At 54.9% G+C, this 15,896-nt stretch carries 11 protein-coding genes; 6 read left to right on the top strand and 5 right to left on the bottom strand.

Annotated features, from left to right (window positions below; translation table 11 throughout):
- Positions 1–66: 66 nt before the first annotated feature.
- Together BM485_10865 and BM485_10860 are read right to left on the bottom strand one after the other, a co-directional pair.
- The gene (locus tag BM485_10865; protein ID OKY74932.1) at positions 67–933 is read right to left on the bottom strand and encodes a hypothetical protein; all 867 of its coding nucleotides are present in this window, start codon (positions 931–933) and stop codon (positions 67–69) included.
- A 193-nt stretch (positions 934–1,126) separates the two neighbouring features.
- Entirely contained in the window at positions 1,127–1,924 is a 798-nt protein-coding gene (locus BM485_10860) for a bifunctional GlmU protein (protein ID OKY75011.1), read from the bottom strand.
- A gap of 324 nt (positions 1,925–2,248) precedes the next feature.
- Between BM485_10860 and BM485_10855 the strand changes: the two genes are divergently transcribed.
- The 3 genes from BM485_10855 (at position 2,249) to BM485_10845 (ending at position 6,286) form a co-directional block, all read left to right on the top strand.
- The gene (locus BM485_10855; GenBank protein OKY74931.1) at positions 2,249–4,618 is read left to right on the top strand and encodes an endopeptidase La; all 2,370 of its coding nucleotides are present in this window, start codon (positions 2,249–2,251) and stop codon (positions 4,616–4,618) included.
- 18 nt (positions 4,619–4,636) lie between these two features.
- Entirely contained in the window at positions 4,637–5,731 is a 1,095-nt protein-coding gene (locus BM485_10850) for a hypothetical protein (GenBank protein OKY74930.1), read from the top strand.
- 96 nt (positions 5,732–5,827) lie between these two features.
- On the top strand, positions 5,828–6,286 hold the full coding sequence (locus BM485_10845) for a type II secretion system protein GspG (protein OKY74929.1): 459 nt from the start codon (positions 5,828–5,830) through the stop codon (positions 6,284–6,286).
- Positions 6,287–6,368: 82 nt separating this feature from the next.
- Here the strand turns inward: BM485_10845 and BM485_10840 are convergent, their stop codons facing one another.
- The 3 genes from BM485_10840 to BM485_10830 form a co-directional block, all read right to left on the bottom strand.
- On the bottom strand, positions 6,369–7,496 hold the full coding sequence (locus BM485_10840; protein OKY74928.1) for a hypothetical protein: 1,128 nt from the start codon (positions 7,494–7,496) through the stop codon (positions 6,369–6,371).
- A 288-nt stretch (positions 7,497–7,784) separates the two neighbouring features.
- Positions 7,785–9,278, bottom strand: a complete 1,494-nt coding sequence (locus BM485_10835) for a hypothetical protein (protein OKY75010.1) — start codon at positions 9,276–9,278, stop codon at positions 7,785–7,787.
- A gap of 257 nt (positions 9,279–9,535) precedes the next feature.
- Positions 9,536–10,474: a hypothetical protein gene (locus BM485_10830; protein ID OKY74927.1), complete on the bottom strand. Its 939-nt coding sequence runs from the start codon at positions 10,472–10,474 to the stop codon at positions 9,536–9,538.
- A gap of 420 nt (positions 10,475–10,894) precedes the next feature.
- On the opposite strand from BM485_10830, the gene BM485_10825 reads away from it, so the two are divergent.
- The 3 genes from BM485_10825 to BM485_10815 are packed head-to-tail and all read left to right on the top strand — an operon-like array spanning position 10,895 to position 15,865.
- Positions 10,895–12,556: a dihydroxy-acid dehydratase gene (locus tag BM485_10825; protein ID OKY74926.1), complete on the top strand. Its 1,662-nt coding sequence runs from the start codon at positions 10,895–10,897 to the stop codon at positions 12,554–12,556.
- A gap of 35 nt (positions 12,557–12,591) precedes the next feature.
- Positions 12,592–14,874 carry a hypothetical protein gene (locus BM485_10820; protein OKY74925.1) on the top strand — a complete coding sequence of 761 codons (2,283 nt, stop codon included), beginning with the start codon at positions 12,592–12,594 and terminating at the stop codon, positions 14,872–14,874.
- A 10-nt stretch (positions 14,875–14,884) separates the two neighbouring features.
- Positions 14,885–15,865: an acetyltransferase gene (locus BM485_10815; GenBank protein OKY75009.1), complete on the top strand. Its 981-nt coding sequence runs from the start codon at positions 14,885–14,887 to the stop codon at positions 15,863–15,865.
- The last annotated feature ends 31 nt before the right edge of the window (positions 15,866–15,896 follow it).

The raw sequence follows: 15,896 nt of genomic DNA, 5'->3' as shown, positions 1-15,896 counted from the left end.
AAATCTTTCTTGCGGCGGTTCTCTCGGAAGGCCGGGCGAGTCCTTTCCGTTTGCTGCCGGAAGGAGTTATTTGATTGTCACGGGATATTTTTCTTTGAGCGCTTCAACCAGATTCTGCAAGACTTTTTCATTTCGTTCCGCTTTCAGCTTGGCTTCAATTTGTTTGCTGACCTTTTCAAGGGGTAACTGTTCCGGTTCTTTTTTGCTGACAATATGGATCAGGTGCCAGCCGAAATTCGTCAGGACCGGTTCGCTTGTTTCGCCGGGCTTGGTGGCAAAGGCGGCATCTTCAAATTCCTTGACCATCTGGCCGCGACCGAAAAAACCAAGGTTGCCGCCTTTTGCGGCGGAACCGGGATCTTCGGAGTGCTTTTGGGCAAGTCGGGAAAACGATTCCCCTTTTTTGAGTTCTTGCCGGATCGTCTCAATGGTTTTCCTGGCTTTTTCCTGGTCTTCGGCGGGTGCGGTTGCGTCCACTCTGATGAGAATGTGCTGGGCTTCAACCTGCTCGCCCTGGATAAATTCCGCCTTGTTATCGGCATAATAGGAGGCGATTTGTTCCTGTTCGATTCCGGACCTGGTGTCCACTTTTCTGGCCACCAGGGCTTCCACCAGGATCCTGTTGCGCATTTCCTCTATTTTCAATGCCGAAAGAGGGTCCTTGTCAAGTCCCTCGGCAAGGGCTTCCTGGACCAGAAGATTGATTTCCACCCAGCGGTTGATAAGTTCTTTTTTCATCTCCTGATTGGACCGGAGCATGATTTGCACTTGCGGCGGCATCATGTCGATCATCATGTTGAAACGGCTGGTTGAAAGCGTTGTCTCGCCGACGGAGGCGAGAATGTCGGCCTCCGGCCCCTCGGCGGCAGGCAAAGGGGAAGTTGCAGCCAGAAAAAGGCAGGCCGTCACGAGTATTTTTTTGAGTTGCAGCATGAAAACACCTCAATGACCTTGTTGAAGATTCCCGTCTCCGGAATTTGGAGTCACCCCCGGTTTCGCCGGATAGCCCGCCCGGGGTTGGAACTTTTTCATTCGTCATTCCGTTTTGAATTTTTATGAAACCGCCGTTTCTTCATGGATGTTGGTGCGGGGTGTGTTCCTCGCCGGAAGGAAGCGGACGAGGCGATCACCTGATTAAACTGTGTTTTTCATGCAGTCCCGAAGGGGCGGTGGTGTTGGGCAGCACCATGCTTCTCGGCCCAAGAATCGTGCCCGGATTGGTGACGGAATTACAGCCCGTCTGGACATAATCAGCCAGAATGGCGCCGAACTTCCGCAGTCCGGTATCAATGGTTCCCTCAGGGGTGCGGACCTTGACGTTGCCGGGGGCGAAACGGAGATTGGCCAGTTTCGTGCCCGCGCCGAGGTTGACATCGCGTCCCAGAATGCTGTCGCCGAGGTAGGCAAAGTGGCCGGCTTTGGCCTCATCCATGAAAACCGTATGTTTGACTTCCGTCACGTGGCCGACAACGCATTTTCGACCGATGAGGCAATAGCCGCGCAAATAAGCTCCCTGGCGAATTTCCGTCATGTCGCCGATAATGGTCGGTGATCCGATGTAGGCTCCCGGTTCGATTTTTATCCCTTTGCCCAAAAGGATTTTCTCGCCGGCAAGCACCGCGCCGGCCATTATGACGCTTGCCCCGTCAAGCAGCCGGCCGTTTTCCCAGACCTTCATGCCGCCTTTGGTTGCGTCGCCGAATTCCATGGTGAGGTGAGACCCGTCCCGGAATGCATTATCATGATAGACAAGCGTCGTGCGCAAAGGTTCGTATTTTTTTGCCCAGTCCGGCAGTTGCCGATACGAAGCGCCGTCCATGAAGGATTTTAATTTTTTGAGACCATCCCAGACATAGTGGGCTTCCGAGAACAGTTCCCGGTGTTCAAAAGTGGAAAGGTCGAAAAAAAGATCGGGTTGCAACATGTTTTTTTCCCTGCTTTTGTTGATGATCGCGCCGCGAGAAAGCCATTGCCTCTCCGGGCGTGTCGTTACGGCCCCAAGCCGCGCACCCCGCTTGCGGTGTTGTTTTTTTACCACGGCTTTGCCGTTTTCATGTCCACTATGGAGCAAATTATCATGAACTTCAACAGATTTTATTTTGAAAAAGGACAAGGAGTTCGAGCCTGTACTTGACTTAAATTTCACCAATGTTTAGTTTACAGCAACTTAACTTGAATTCACCCAAAGGAAGCAGCGCCGTTCTTTCGAGCGGGTCTGCTTCCGGTATGCATACGACGGAGGTTTCCTGTGCAAAATGATGATCCCATCTATCCTGACAAGGATGAATTAGCCGATATTGAAGAGCCGGAAATACCGGAAATCCTGCCGATGATGGCCGTGCGGGATGTGGTCATCTTTAATTATATGATCATTCCCCTTTTCGTCGGCCGGCCGGCATCGGTAAACGCCATTCAGGAAGCCCTGTCCGGCGATAAGCTGCTGCTGCTGGTAACCCAGAAGGATTCGACAATCGACGAGCCCGGCGCAGACGACATCTTCAGCGTCGGTATGGTGTGCATGATCATGCGGACCTTGAAGCTGCCGGATGGCCGCCTGAAGGTGCTGGTTCAGGCGCTCCATAAAGCGCATGTGAAAGAGGTGGTGCAGGAGGTGCCTTATTTTTCCGCCCGGCTGGAGCTTTTCCCGGAGGAAAAAAATGCTGAGTTGTCGGTTGAAACCGAGGCGTTGATGCGCACGGTCCGCGAGCAGACGGAAAAGATTCTGTCGCTGAAAGGCGTGGTCTCCTCTGAACTGATGGTGATTTTAAATGAAATAGACGAGCCGGGCAGGTTGGCGGATCTCGTTGTCTCCAACCTGCGTCTGAAAACATCCGAATCCCAGCAGGTGCTCGAAACGATTGATTCCGTTCAGCGCCTCAAGAAGGTTGCCGAGTTTCTCCATAAGGAACTTGAGGTTTCCACCATGCAGGCCAAGATCCAATCCGAGGCCAAGGAGGAAATGGGCAAAACCCAGCGGGAATATTTCCTGCGGGAGCAGTTGCAGGCGTTGAAGAAGGAACTTGGCGACTATGACGACAAATCCGAGGAAATCGAGGAATTGCGGCTGAAAATAGAAAAGGCGCGCATGCCCCCCAACGTGAAGAAGGAGAGCCTGAAGCAGCTTAAGCGCCTTGATATGATGCATCCGGATGCCTCGGAGGCGACCATTGTCCGCACCTATCTCGACTGGATGCTTGATGTGCCCTGGCGCAAGAGCACCAAGGATGTGCTCGACCTGAAGGTTGCCCGGCAGGTGCTGGATGAGGACCATCACGGGTTGGAAAAGGTCAAGGAGCGTATTCTCGAGTATCTGGCGGTGCGCAAGCTGAACCGGTCAACCAAGGGACCCATTCTTTGTTTTGTCGGTCCTCCCGGTGTCGGCAAGACATCGCTGGGCAAATCCATCGCCCGGGCAATGGGCCGGAAATTTCATCGGTTATCCCTGGGCGGCATGCGGGATGAGGCCGAGATCCGCGGCCATCGCCGTACCTATATCGGGGCCATGCCGGGCCGGATCATTCAGGGGTTGAAAACCGTTGCCTCCAACAATCCGGTGTTTATGATGGATGAAATCGACAAGGTGGGTTCCGATTACCGGGGCGACCCATCTTCCGCGCTGCTCGAGGTGCTTGATCCGGAGCAGAATTTCGAGTTTTCCGATCATTATCTCAATCAGCCCTTTGATCTGTCCAAGGTGATGTTTATCACCACCGCCAACATGACGGACACCATCCCCGGCCCTCTGCTTGACCGCATGGAGGTGATACGTCTTTCCGGCTATACCCAGGAGGAGAAGCTGGCAATTACCAAGCGCTACCTGTTGCCGCGACAGATCAAGGAAAACGGCATCCAGGAAAAACATCTCATCCTGGATGATGAATCGCTGGTGCAGATCATTACCCATTATACCAAGGAAGCCGGTCTGCGCAATCTGGAGCGGGAGATCGGCAAGGTCTGCCGGAAAGTGGCGCATCGCATTGCCGAAGGCGGCAAAGGGCCCTATGCCATCACTCCGCGAACGATCAACAAGTATCTGGGGCCGCCTAAATTTCAGCCTGAGGCGGAAATTGACACCATTGACCAGCCCGGCCTGGCCACCGGCCTTGCCTGGACCGAGGTCGGCGGCGAAATTCTGTACATCGAGGTTTCTCTGCTCAAGGGCAAGGGCGGCCTGACCTTGACCGGTCAGCTTGGCGATGTCATGAAGGAATCGGCCCAGGCGGCCATGACCATCTGTCGTTCCCGGCTGGCATCGCTCGGCATGGCGGAGAACTATTTTGACGAAGTGGATGTCCATGTGCATGTGCCGGCCGGCGCCATTCCCAAGGACGGACCGTCAGCCGGCGTGACTATTGTCGCCGCCCTTTACTCGGCCATGGTCGGCAAAAAAGTGCGGCAGGATGTTGCCATGACCGGCGAGGTGACATTGCGTGGCCGGGTGCTGCCCATCGGCGGTCTGAAGGAAAAAGCCCTGGCTGCTCTGCGGGCCAAGATCACCACGGTGATCATTCCGGACCAGAACAAAACCGATCTCGTTGAGATCCCCAAGGATCTTCGGGATCAGATCAATTTTGTGCCGGTGAAAAATGTCAACCAGTTGCTCGGCAAGATTTTTTAAAGTTTTTTTGTCGAATTGATGCAGGAGCCGCAGCAAGAGACAGCCGGGGGCACACCCCCCTCGGGCGAGCCGGGAATGAGCGGATGGAGGAGGTTTTTCAGCCGCAAACGGCTTCTCGCCGTCCTGTCGGCCGCTCTTCTGGTGCCGCTGTTTTTTGTCTGGCTCTTTATTTATGCCGCTGCCCGGCCTCATTTGGCCGGGGAAGAGCCCCTTGTCGTCTTTATCCCCCCGGGCAGCGGCTTTTCCGGGGTGAAAAAGGCATTGGTCGCCAATCAGGTCATCCGCGACGACATCCGTTTCGATCTTTTGTCGCGCTGGATGGGTGCCGCAGGCAGGATGCAGGCGGGCGAATATGTTTTCCCCGCGGATTTGACCCATCGGCAGATCATTGAAAAACTTGCCAGGGGTGACGTGTATTACCGGACCCTTACCATCCCCGAGGGGTCCAATGTCAACCAGATAGCCGATCTTCTTGCCCGCGGTTTCGATTATGACCGCGACCTTGTTCTGCAGCGTGTCCGGGATCCCGAGCTGATTAAATCCTTCGGCCTTGCCGTCCCCACCCTTGAAGGATATCTTTTCCCCGATACCTATCATATCTCCCGCGGCCAGAGTCTGGATGCGGTCATTTCCATGATGGTGCAGCGCTTCAAGCTGGTGTTTTCCGAAATTTCCAAGCACGGACATGCCGCCGGTGTGACGAAGGACAAAGGGATGAACAGGCACGACGTAGTTATTCTGGCATCCATTGTCGAAAAAGAAACGGCATTGGCCGAGGAAAGGCCGCTTATTGCCGCGGTTTTTCTCAATCGACTGAAGGTGAACATGAAACTGCAGGCCGACCCGACGGTTATTTACGGTATAAACGATTTCAACGGCAATCTCACCAGGGAGGACCTGCAGACTCCCTCGCCCTACAATACGTATACCCTGCCGGGATTGCCGGCAGGACCCATTGCCAATCCCGGGAAGGAGTCGCTTGCCGCAGTGCTTCATCCGGCCGATACGGCCGATCTCTATTTCGTCGCCAAAAATGACGGCAGCGGCAGTCATTTTTTTTCCCGCAGCCTGGATGAGCACAACAAAGCGGTGCAGCGTTTTCAGTTACGATGAAGTTTTGACAACAAACAATCCGGACTGGCAAAAAAAGAGTCGGTCAGGTATGCTGACGAACATAGTGTGGGTAAAACGTTAATCAGGGAGGTCTTTATGGTGCAACATGCTGAGAATAAAAAGGAAATAAAGAAAGAGGTCGGGCTGTTACGTTGCCGGCGTGGTTTTTCCTTGATGGAATTGATGATTGTCATGGTCATTCTCGGACTTCTGGCCTCGCTGGTGGGGCCGGCTATGTTCAAGAAGCTCGGCACCGCCAAGCAGAAAACAGCCCAAACCCAGATCGGCATGCTGATGGCGGCGCTGGATGCCTACCGGCTCGATATCGGCCGTTATCCCTCGCAGGACGAAGGGCTTGAGGCCTTGGTGGTTAATCCCGGAGAGGATAAATGGGACGGCCCGTACCTGAAAAAAGGCGTTCCCGCTGACCCGTGGGATAATGACTACCAGTACCGCAACCCCGGAGAGCACAGCGAGATTGAAATTGCTTCGCTCGGAGCCGACAACCGGGAAGGCGGCGAAAAGGAAAACGCCGATGTCGGCAGCTGGGAATAAAAAAACGGTTCTGCCGTCATCCGTTGCACCGGTTTTTTTTGATCCGCGCCGGCATGCTGTCCGGCATGCCGCCTGCAACGTCTTAATCATCCTTTGTCGTATGACAGACAAAACAGCCGGTGCCTTCCGCGTCCCCGGCGTCAGCGGCAATCATCTTGCTGTAATCCCAGCGCAGAATGTCGGCATGTTCGGAGCCGTGCACCCGGTGGCAGGACAGGCACATGACAATCGCCTCCTGCCGCTGCGGGGTTGACGGGTCGATCCATGCCACCGGCGACTGGATTTCGTAGCTCGTCACCGGATTGTACTGGGCATATTCTCCTGTGGTGGGCAAGGCGATATCCGTGGGATGCCGCAGCCAGACGCTGGTTCCGGTGCCGTCGTTGTTGTGAAAGGCATTGTGGCAACCGGCGCAGTAGCTCGAGATGCTGTGGCTGGTTTTGAGCACGACCCCGTCCCCTCCCTGCCCCTTCCCTGGAACAGTGGTCTTGTCATATCCCTTGTAGAAATTATGCTCCGACACACTGGTTTGGTCCGGATGTTCCCAGGCTTCATGCTCGATGCCGGTGACATAGGCGCCTTGCGGCTCGTCGTGGGAGTTGAGGAAGCGGTAGTGATCGTTGTCCTCGTGGTGGTAAACATTGTAATGGCACCCCCGGCAGCCGCCCCGATAGTAATTTTCTCCGTTGGGGGCTGCGGCAAGTGTTTTGTGACAGGAGCTGGTAACGCCGCTGCAGCGGGTGTTGCCCGGCGCTTCCGTCAGTTTGATATCCTGCGTGGTGATTCCGTAAACATTGTGGCCGTAGCCGTGAAACTCCTGCCCCTTCGCTACCTTCTGAAAGTTGCCTCCGGCCAGGGCCTTGGTCGGGTAGTCCGCGGTTGTGTTGAAAACAATGGGGATTTTACTGCTGCCCAGATCAACGATGGTTTGATCGGTGGTGGATGAATGACAGCCGACGCAGTCGGCAATGAGCAGGCTCTGCACCGGGGCGGTCGACGTGCTGCCGCCGGCAAGCGTGCCGTCCGCAGTCCACCCGACCCCCGCCCCGCTGTGCACCAGCGGGCTGCCGTCCTGGGAATTGTGCATGGTGTGGCAGTTGGCGCATGCGCCGCTGACCTTGGCCGAGGCGACTGTGGAAAAAACAAGGGGTGAGGCTGCCAGGGCGAGAATCAGCGTGACGCTTTTTCGGCGCGAAATGGGGGGCTTCATATTTTGTCAGGCTCTCAGTTTGTCATTTTATTTGTAACATTTGTCAGCTTAATTAATAACGGAGCCGGAAAATTTTACAATGCGGCAAATTGCCGCATTGTCGCGGATGTTTGCCGGGAAACGAGAAGATTGGGAAAGATTTTTTCGGGAAAACGCGCAATGATTATTTGGACCGGGTCGGGTATGGCGCTGTTTGCAGAGAAGATGGGCTGAGAGGGTGCAGGGCGGAGAAAAAGGCGCAAAGCGTCCGATTGGGAAGCGTGCCTTTTCCCCGCCCTGGGTAAAACATTAAGCGGCCGGAGTGGTTTCTTCCGCTGTCCGGCGAAAATCTATTTCCGCCTGGGTCGGATTCATGTCCGGATCACCAATGATCTGAATGATCACATTGTAGGTTTTTTCAAGTTCGAGAATATCGGCACGTTTCTGATTCTGCAGATATTGAGCGATGTCCAGGGGAAAGCGGCAGGTGATCTTGTCGGTTGACTGCTTGATGGCGCCTGTATGGATACGGCGCAGCAGTGAAAGCGCCATGGTTTCCACTGAACGCACCATGCCCAGACCCTGGCAGTGGGAGCAGATAATATAGCTGCCTTTCTGCACCGGCGGACCCAGTCGCTGTCGGGAAATCTGCATGAGTCCGAATTTGGAGATGCGGCTGATGTCCACCTTGGCCTTGTCTCGTTTCATGCAGTTTTTGACCTGTTTTTCCACCTCGCGAATGTGCTTTTTGTCTCGCATGTCGATGAAGTCGACAACGATGAGGCCGCCAAGGTCGCGGAGACGAAGCTGTCGCGCCATTTCTTCCGCCGCTTCCATGTTGGCCAGGAAGATTGTTTCTTCAAAATTCTTGTCTTTTGATGTGCGCCCGGAGTTGACGTCGATGGCCACCAGGGCCTCGGTTGGGTTGATGACAATCGACCCGCCGGACGGCAGACTGACGGTTGGCTGGTAAATCTGTTCGATCTGCTCTTCAATCTGAAACAGGTTGAAAATGGGACGATTGCCCTTGTGCATTTTGACTTTCGCCGTTCTTTGTCGGGCCGGCAGCAGATTGAGGAAGTTGACAACCTGGTCATGGGTGTTCTGGTTGTCGACCAGTATTTCCTTAATGTCCGGGGTGAAATGATCGCGGAGAAAACGGGCGGTGACATCCTGCTCTTTGTAGACGAGTGCGGGGGCTGTCATGGTCTGGCCGCGTTTTTTGATCTCCTTCCACAGGCTCAACTGGTAACGGATGTCCTGGGCCAGAGCGGTTTTGGTCACATCCATGCTGGCGGTGCGAACAATATAGCCTATTTCTTCGGGAAGATTGGCGGAGGCGACAATTTCCCGCAGCTTGCGCCGCAGTTCTTCGTCCTCGATTTTTCTTGAGATGCCGTGGCTGTCGCTGCCCGGCATGAGCACCACATAACGACCGGGCATGGAGAGATAGGTGGTGAGTCCGGCCCCTTTGTTGCCGGTCGACTCTTTGACCACCTCCACCAGCACTTCCTGGCCTTTACGGATAACCTCCTGGATTTTCAGATCTTTCCAGTGGGTGGTGGGGGGGACATCCTTGCAGTAATATTCCGGATGGATGTCGCCGAAGGGCAGAAAGCCGTTGCGTTCAATGCCGAGATCGACAAAAACCGCCTGCAGGTTGGGCTCGATGGCGGTAATGATGCCTTTGTAGATATTGCCCTTGGTTTGTTCCTGGGAAACCGTCTCCAGGTGAAATGATTCCAGTTTGCCGTTTTCCAGTAAGGCAATGCGGGCCTCCTCCGGCTCCTCGGAATTGATCAGGAGTTTGAGGGAAACCGGGGCTTCCGGTTTTTCTTCTTCTTCCGCTGGTTTGGGTTTCGCTGTTTCGCCGGTTTTGCTTTTTGCCGCCGGTTTCTTGCGGCGCGGCTTGCTTTTTTTGGGGCTTGTTTTTTTCTCTGCCGCTTTTTCCAGCGTTTCGTCCGAGTTTGCTTCGGTTGTTTTTTCGTCGTTCATTGTATTCCTTCAATGGGCAGACAGTTTCAGCGAGGATCTGCGAGGGCTTCTGGTTCTTTCCTCGATTACGATGCCTGCGGTGTCTGGTAGTAAATTTTTCCCTGGTGTACCGTCTGGATGATTTCTCCGCTTTTTCTCATGAATTGAATGAGATCAGCGGTGGATTCGTCGTCGAGATTCAAGGCCTCGCAGATATCCGCTTCGGTGCAGGGTCTTCTTTTGAGCATTTCGAACAGCTCGTTTTTTTTGGCCGTCTGGACGCCGGTTCGTTGCCGTTTGTGGAAATCGGCAATGACTTCCACGGTGCCGGGCAATCGGCGTCCGATATCGTTCAGTTCTTTTTCCGTCAAGGCGCGGGCAAAAGATTCAAGTGGCGGGCGCACCACGGTGTTGAGCTGGATTCTGGCCGGTTTGATCCGGGCAAGAGCCTTTTGCAATGCCGTAATGTCGTCAGCCGAATCGTTGATGCCCTTGGCCAGCAGAATCTCAAGCCACAGTTCTCCTTTGAATTCTGAGCAAAAAAGCGAAAGTCCGTTGATGATCTCTTCCAGCCGGGAGCAGCTTGCCGGCCGGTTGATTTTACGGAAACTTTCCTCGCGCGCCGCATCAAGGGATGGGATAACGATGTCCGCATCCAGGAGTGCATCCCGTACCTCTGTAAGGTGAAACAGCGAACCGTTGGTGAGCACGGCCACCGGTTTGCCGCTTTTTGCTTTCAGATGGCGGATAATGTCGGCCAGTCCGGTGTGCAAGGTTGGTTCCCCGCTGCCGGTAATGGTGAAGACATCGACCGGCCGTGAGGGATTGACCGTCGCAAGAAAGTCGTCGATCTCGGCGATGATGTCGGCGGTCGGGGTATATTCCTTGCGGTCACAGGTAAATAGTGTGGTGGGGCCAACTTCACAATAAATACAGTTGAAGTTGCATATTTTAGCTGGAACAAGATCGATGCCGAGTGACAGGCCGAGGCGGCGTGAGTTGACGGGTCCGAACAGATATTTCATTAAAAAAATTTATAGATGATTTGAGTGCCTTGTAAAATAATTCCATCGGCCGGGTCCGCGGCATTCTCGCGGAGTCGGGCGTTTAAAGAATTTGCATGCCTGCGTGCCTCGGAGCGCTTTTGCTTCCAGGCACGGCAAGGATGAATTTTTACAAGCTTATCATAATTTGTCGTAATTTAAAAAATTAACTTATACACTTAAAAACAATCAGCTCAACTTGGCAAGAGAAAGTTTTGCCTTGACACGCTTTATTGGGAAACGGTAGGTTCTGTAACTTGAGCACATATGCCTTGTCTTGCGGCTCTATGAATTTATCAGGCGGGGCGCAGGAGAGTGGCTTCTTTGTTGCAACTGGTTGATATGCCGTGAAATAATGTAAAAGTCTCATTTTGATTTAATACATCTGAATAAGGAAATGCCATGCGAAGCGATGCGGTAAAAAAAGGCTTGGAAAGAGCTCCCCACAGGTCACTTTTTAAGGCCATGGGATATACCAATGAAGAAATAAGCCGGCCGCTGATCGGTATCGGCCACGCCCATAACGAGATCATCCCCGGCCATATTCATCTTGACAAGATCGTGGAAGCCGTCAAGGCCGGAGTGAGAATGGCCGGCGGCACCCCGATATCCTTTGCCACCATCGGCGTGTGCGACGGCATTGCCATGAACCATAAGGGGATGAAATATTCCCTGGCCAGTCGTGAGATCATCGCCGATTCGGTTGAAATTATGGGTCAGGCTCATCCCTTTGATGCCATGGTGCTTGTTCCCAATTGCGACAAGGTGGTGCCCGGCATGCTCATGGCCATGCTGCGGCTCAATATTCCGGCGGTCATGGTGAGCGGCGGACCCATGCTCACCGGTCGTTTCCAGGGGCGGGACGTTCACCTGGTCAGTGTTTTCGAGGGGGTGGGAAGGGTCAAGGCCAAGACCATGACCATGGAGGAGCTCGATGAACTGGAAGACGCCGCCTGCCCAAGCTGCGGCTCCTGTTCCGGAATGTTCACCGCCAATTCCATGAACTGCCTGACCGAGGCACTTGGACTCGGGCTGCCGGGCAACGGGACCATTCCCGCGGTGGCCTCGGCCCGTATCCGGCTGGCCAAACAGGCGGGCATGGCGGTGATGAATCTTTTTCATGAGGACATCAAGCCGCGGGACATCGCCACCCGTGAAGCCTTTGAAAATGCCATGGCGGTCGACATGGCCCTGGGGTGCTCCACCAATACCGTGCTGCATGTGCCGGCCATAGCCAGGGAAGCGGGAGTTGATCTGCCCCTTGCGACCTTTAATGAGGTCAGCATGCGGGTGCCGCATATCTGCAGTCTTATTCCGGGGGGGCCGCACAGCCTCCAGCAGCTCAACGAGGCGGGCGGCGTCCAGGCCGTCATGCGCGAACTGCTGAATACCGAATTTGGTTTACATCAGAATGTCAGGACGGTCACCGGATTTACCCTTGGCGAGAATCTTAACCGGGCCAAGGTTCGTGACAGCGAGATCATCCGCGGCGTTGACAACCCCTACCATAAACAGGGTGGCATTGCCGTGCTGTACGGCAATCTCGCCCCTGAAGGGGCAGTGGTGAAGCAATCCGCCGTGGCCCCGGAAATGATGTGCCATAGCGGCCCGGCCCGCATCTTTGATTCCGAGGAAGAGGCACAAACCGCCATTCTGGCCGGAGCGATCAAACCCGGAGACGTGGTGGTCATCCGTTACTGCGGCCCGAAAGGCGGCCCCGGCATGCCGGAAATGCTTTCGCCCACCTCGGCGATCATCGGCATGGGACTCGGGAAAAGCGTGGCGCTCATTACCGACGGCCGCTTCAGCGGCGGCACCCAGGGCGCCTGCGTCGGCCATGTATCGCCCGAGGCGGCCGAAGGCGGGCCCATCGGACTGATCAAGGAGGGTGATACCATTGTCGTCGACATCACCAACAAAAAACTGCATTGTGAAGTGGATGCGCCTGAGATGGCGCGACGCCGGGAGGCATGGCGCCCTCCGGCACCTAAAATTACCACGGGGTATATTGCCCGTTACGCGAAAATGGTCGGTTCCGGCAGTTCCGGCGCTATTCTCGCCTGATTCCAGAGGATGACGGGAAAATCGGCGTTTTGCTTATGAGAAAAAAAATCAGCTCCAAAAGAATTGCGGCTCTCACGGCGTTGTGCTGCAGCCTGTGGATCGTGCCGTGCGGAGCCAAGGATTTTGCCTCCGAGCCATGGGAGATCAGTGCCGACAAAATCAGCCGTTTCACCCAGCCGGAGGTGGTGGTTGCCGAAGGGAATGTCGTGCTCCGCCGGGTGGATGACAAAAGTGCTGATCCGGTGGTGATCAAGGCGGACTGGATGCGCTATAATCTTGTCGACGGCGAGGTACTGGCCAGGGGTGCTTTGTCCATGCATTCGCCCAATCAGGATGTGGTCGGGCAAGAGGCGCTGATTGATCTGCAGAAGGAAACAGCGGCCCTTGTCGACACCTCGCTTTTCGTGCCGGAAAATAATCTCCACTTTTCCGGCAGGGAAGTGGATAAAACGGATGCCATCACCTATCACTTCAAGGATGGCGATTTTACCACCTGCAAGGTGGAAGAGGGCAAAACCCTCCCCTGGCAGTTTCATTCCGCCGAGGCGACGGTGAAGCTGGAAAAGGTGGTGACGCTCAAGCATACGGTGCTTCGGGTTCGGGATATTCCTGTCCTCTATGTGCCCTATTTTGTTTTCCCCGCCAACACCAAAAGAAAAAGCGGTTTTCTGCTGCCGGAAATATCCCAGTCGACCCTGAGCGGCTCCGGCCTCATTACGCCCTTTTTTGTCGATCTCTCTCCCAGCAGCGATATCACCGTTTACCCGGGATATCTTTCGAAAAGAGGGGCTGTGGCCGGAGTTGAATTTCGTTACGCGGCGGATTACAATTCGAAAGGCACCATCGCCGGCACCTACATCTATGATAAAACCGCGGACACCGCGGAAGATGACTATAACTCCGACGATTATCTGCGAACCGAGCATAACAGATACTGGGTTCGCGGCAAGCTGGACCATGATTTCGGCAGCAACCTGTGGCTGCGGGCTGACCTCGATCGCGCCTCCGACCGCGACTATCTTCAGGAGATTGGCGGTTTTGCCAATGGCTTTGACGAAAGCGAGGATAATTTTCTGCTCAATTACCATCGGGGGCTGGAGGAGGAAACCCTGCCCTATCGGACCTCGCAGATGCAGTTGACCAAGTTCTGGTCCTCGTCATTCGTGGGGGGCCAGTTCGCCGGCGTTGATGATCTGGTGGGAGGCGATGACGACCCCAGCCAGGTGAACACCCTGCCCCGGCTTCTTTACAGTGGCGTTTTGGAGCTGACCGACATACCGTTTGGCCTGAGCTGGGATTCCAGCTATGTTCATTACTGGCGCGAGGACGGGATTGGCGAACAGCGTGTTGATCTGTATCCAGAGGTAATCGCCTCCCTTCCCCTCGGTCATTTTTTCGAGGGAACCGTCAGCAGCGGCGTGCGGGAAACCTTTTACTCCATTGAGTCCAACGGTTCGTCCGAGCCGGATTGGGAATATGACGACGAGCAGACCCGTTCCGCCTGGGACCTGAACGCCAATATCGCCACCACCCTGGAGCGCGATTTTGCCATGAATATCGGTTCGGCTTCCGGTTTAAACCATTCCTTCCGGCCCGAGATCGGCTACACCTATCTTACCGTGAATCCTGAGGATGAATTGCCGGAGATTGACGAAATAGATATACTTGAGCGAGGAAATTCACTTTCCTACAGCCTGAATAATTATTTCCGGGTCAGCGGCGGCACGGGCGATGATTTATATAACCGTTACGCCGGGTATGTGAAAATCGAACAGGCCTATAACATTGACGAGGCACGGCGCGACCTTGCCGGGCCTGATGATGAACGGCAGCCTTTTTCCGATATCTTGCTCAAGATAAATCTCTACCCCATGGCTCGCTGGCAAACGCGATACACAACGGCCATGAGTGTTTACGGGGAGGGGGTGACCCGCTACGATCTCTTTAGCGAATACACCTCGAAACGGGGCGACAGTGTGTCCCTTGACTACCGCTACACAAAAGGAACGGAAATCAACCAGCTCAACGCGGAATTGAAAACCCGGCTGACGGATACTTTTTATATCGAGGGCGATTTTAAACAGTCGCTGGATACCAACGAGATTGTCAGCTCTTCCCTCGGCCTTGTCTACCATCCCCAGTGCTGGGCCATTAAATTCCTGGCGGAGAAAAGTACCGATGATGAGCGGATTGCCGTCATGTTTTCCCTGGTCGGACTCGGGCAGTCCCTGGGTATTGGTTTTACCGGGGATCTGGTGGAAAAGGCGGTAGATCTCGACACCGGCAGCGGCGAGCTTGATCTTGATGATTTCGAATGAGGAGACGGCGGTGAAGTACTTTGATGTTTTTAACGGGGATGCCGACGGTATCTGCGCCCTGCATCAGCTTCGTCTGGCGGAGCCCCGCCGGTCGCAGCTTGTTTCCGGGGTAAAGCGTGATATCCGGCTGCTTGACGCCCTTGCGGCTGATCCGGGTATTTCCGGGGCGGTCATCACGGTGCTGGATATTTCGCTGGACAGCAACAGGGAAGCGCTTGCCGCTCTTCTGCGTCGCGGCAATGCCGTCACCTATCTTGATCATCATTTTGCCGGTGAGATCCCTGATTCCGCTTTGTTGCACGCCACCATCGACCCTGGACCGGATGTTTGCACCGGGCTGCTTGTCGACCGGCTGCTCGGCGGTCGATACCGACCCTGGGCGATTGTCGCCGCCTTCGGGGATAACCTGCATGCGGTTGCCGGTCGGGCCGCCCAGACGATGAATTTTTCTCCCGTGGAAGTGAAAATCCTACAGGAGTTAGGCGAATTGATGAATTATAACGGCTACGGACGGGACCCGGCGGACCTGCACTTTCGTCCGGAAGAGCTTTTTGCCGCGGTTCAACCCTATGAAAATCCGCTTCATTTCTATCGGGAATCCCCGGTGCTCGATAAGCTGCGACAGGGGTATGCGGACGACATGGAGCTGGCCCGCGCCTCTTCTCCCCTTGCGGAAAACGCGCACGGCCGCATCTTCAGCTTTCCTGACGCGCCATGGTGCCGTCGGGTGGCCGGCGTGTTCAGCAATGAAAAAGCCAGGGAGCTTGAAGGCAAGGCCCACGCTCTGCTGGTGGATAATGGCGACGGCACGTTACTGGTCAGTGTTCGGGCCCCCCTGGCGGATAAGCAGGGAGCGGCGGCCCTGTGCCGAAAATTTCCCACCGGCGGCGGGCGCGAGGCAGCGGCCGGTATCAATGCCCTGCCGTCCGCGTTGCTTCAGGATTTTGTTGCCGCTTTCTTCTTGAACTGGCAAGGGGAAGCTGCTTTTTGAACCGTATATGCCTTCCCTTTGATGTATGAAC

The organism is Desulfobulbaceae bacterium DB1 (genome assembly GCA_001914235.1).
Taxonomy (GTDB): domain Bacteria; phylum Desulfobacterota; class Desulfobulbia; order Desulfobulbales; family SURF-16; genus DB1.
This window is presented reverse-complemented; position numbering and strand designations above follow the sequence as displayed.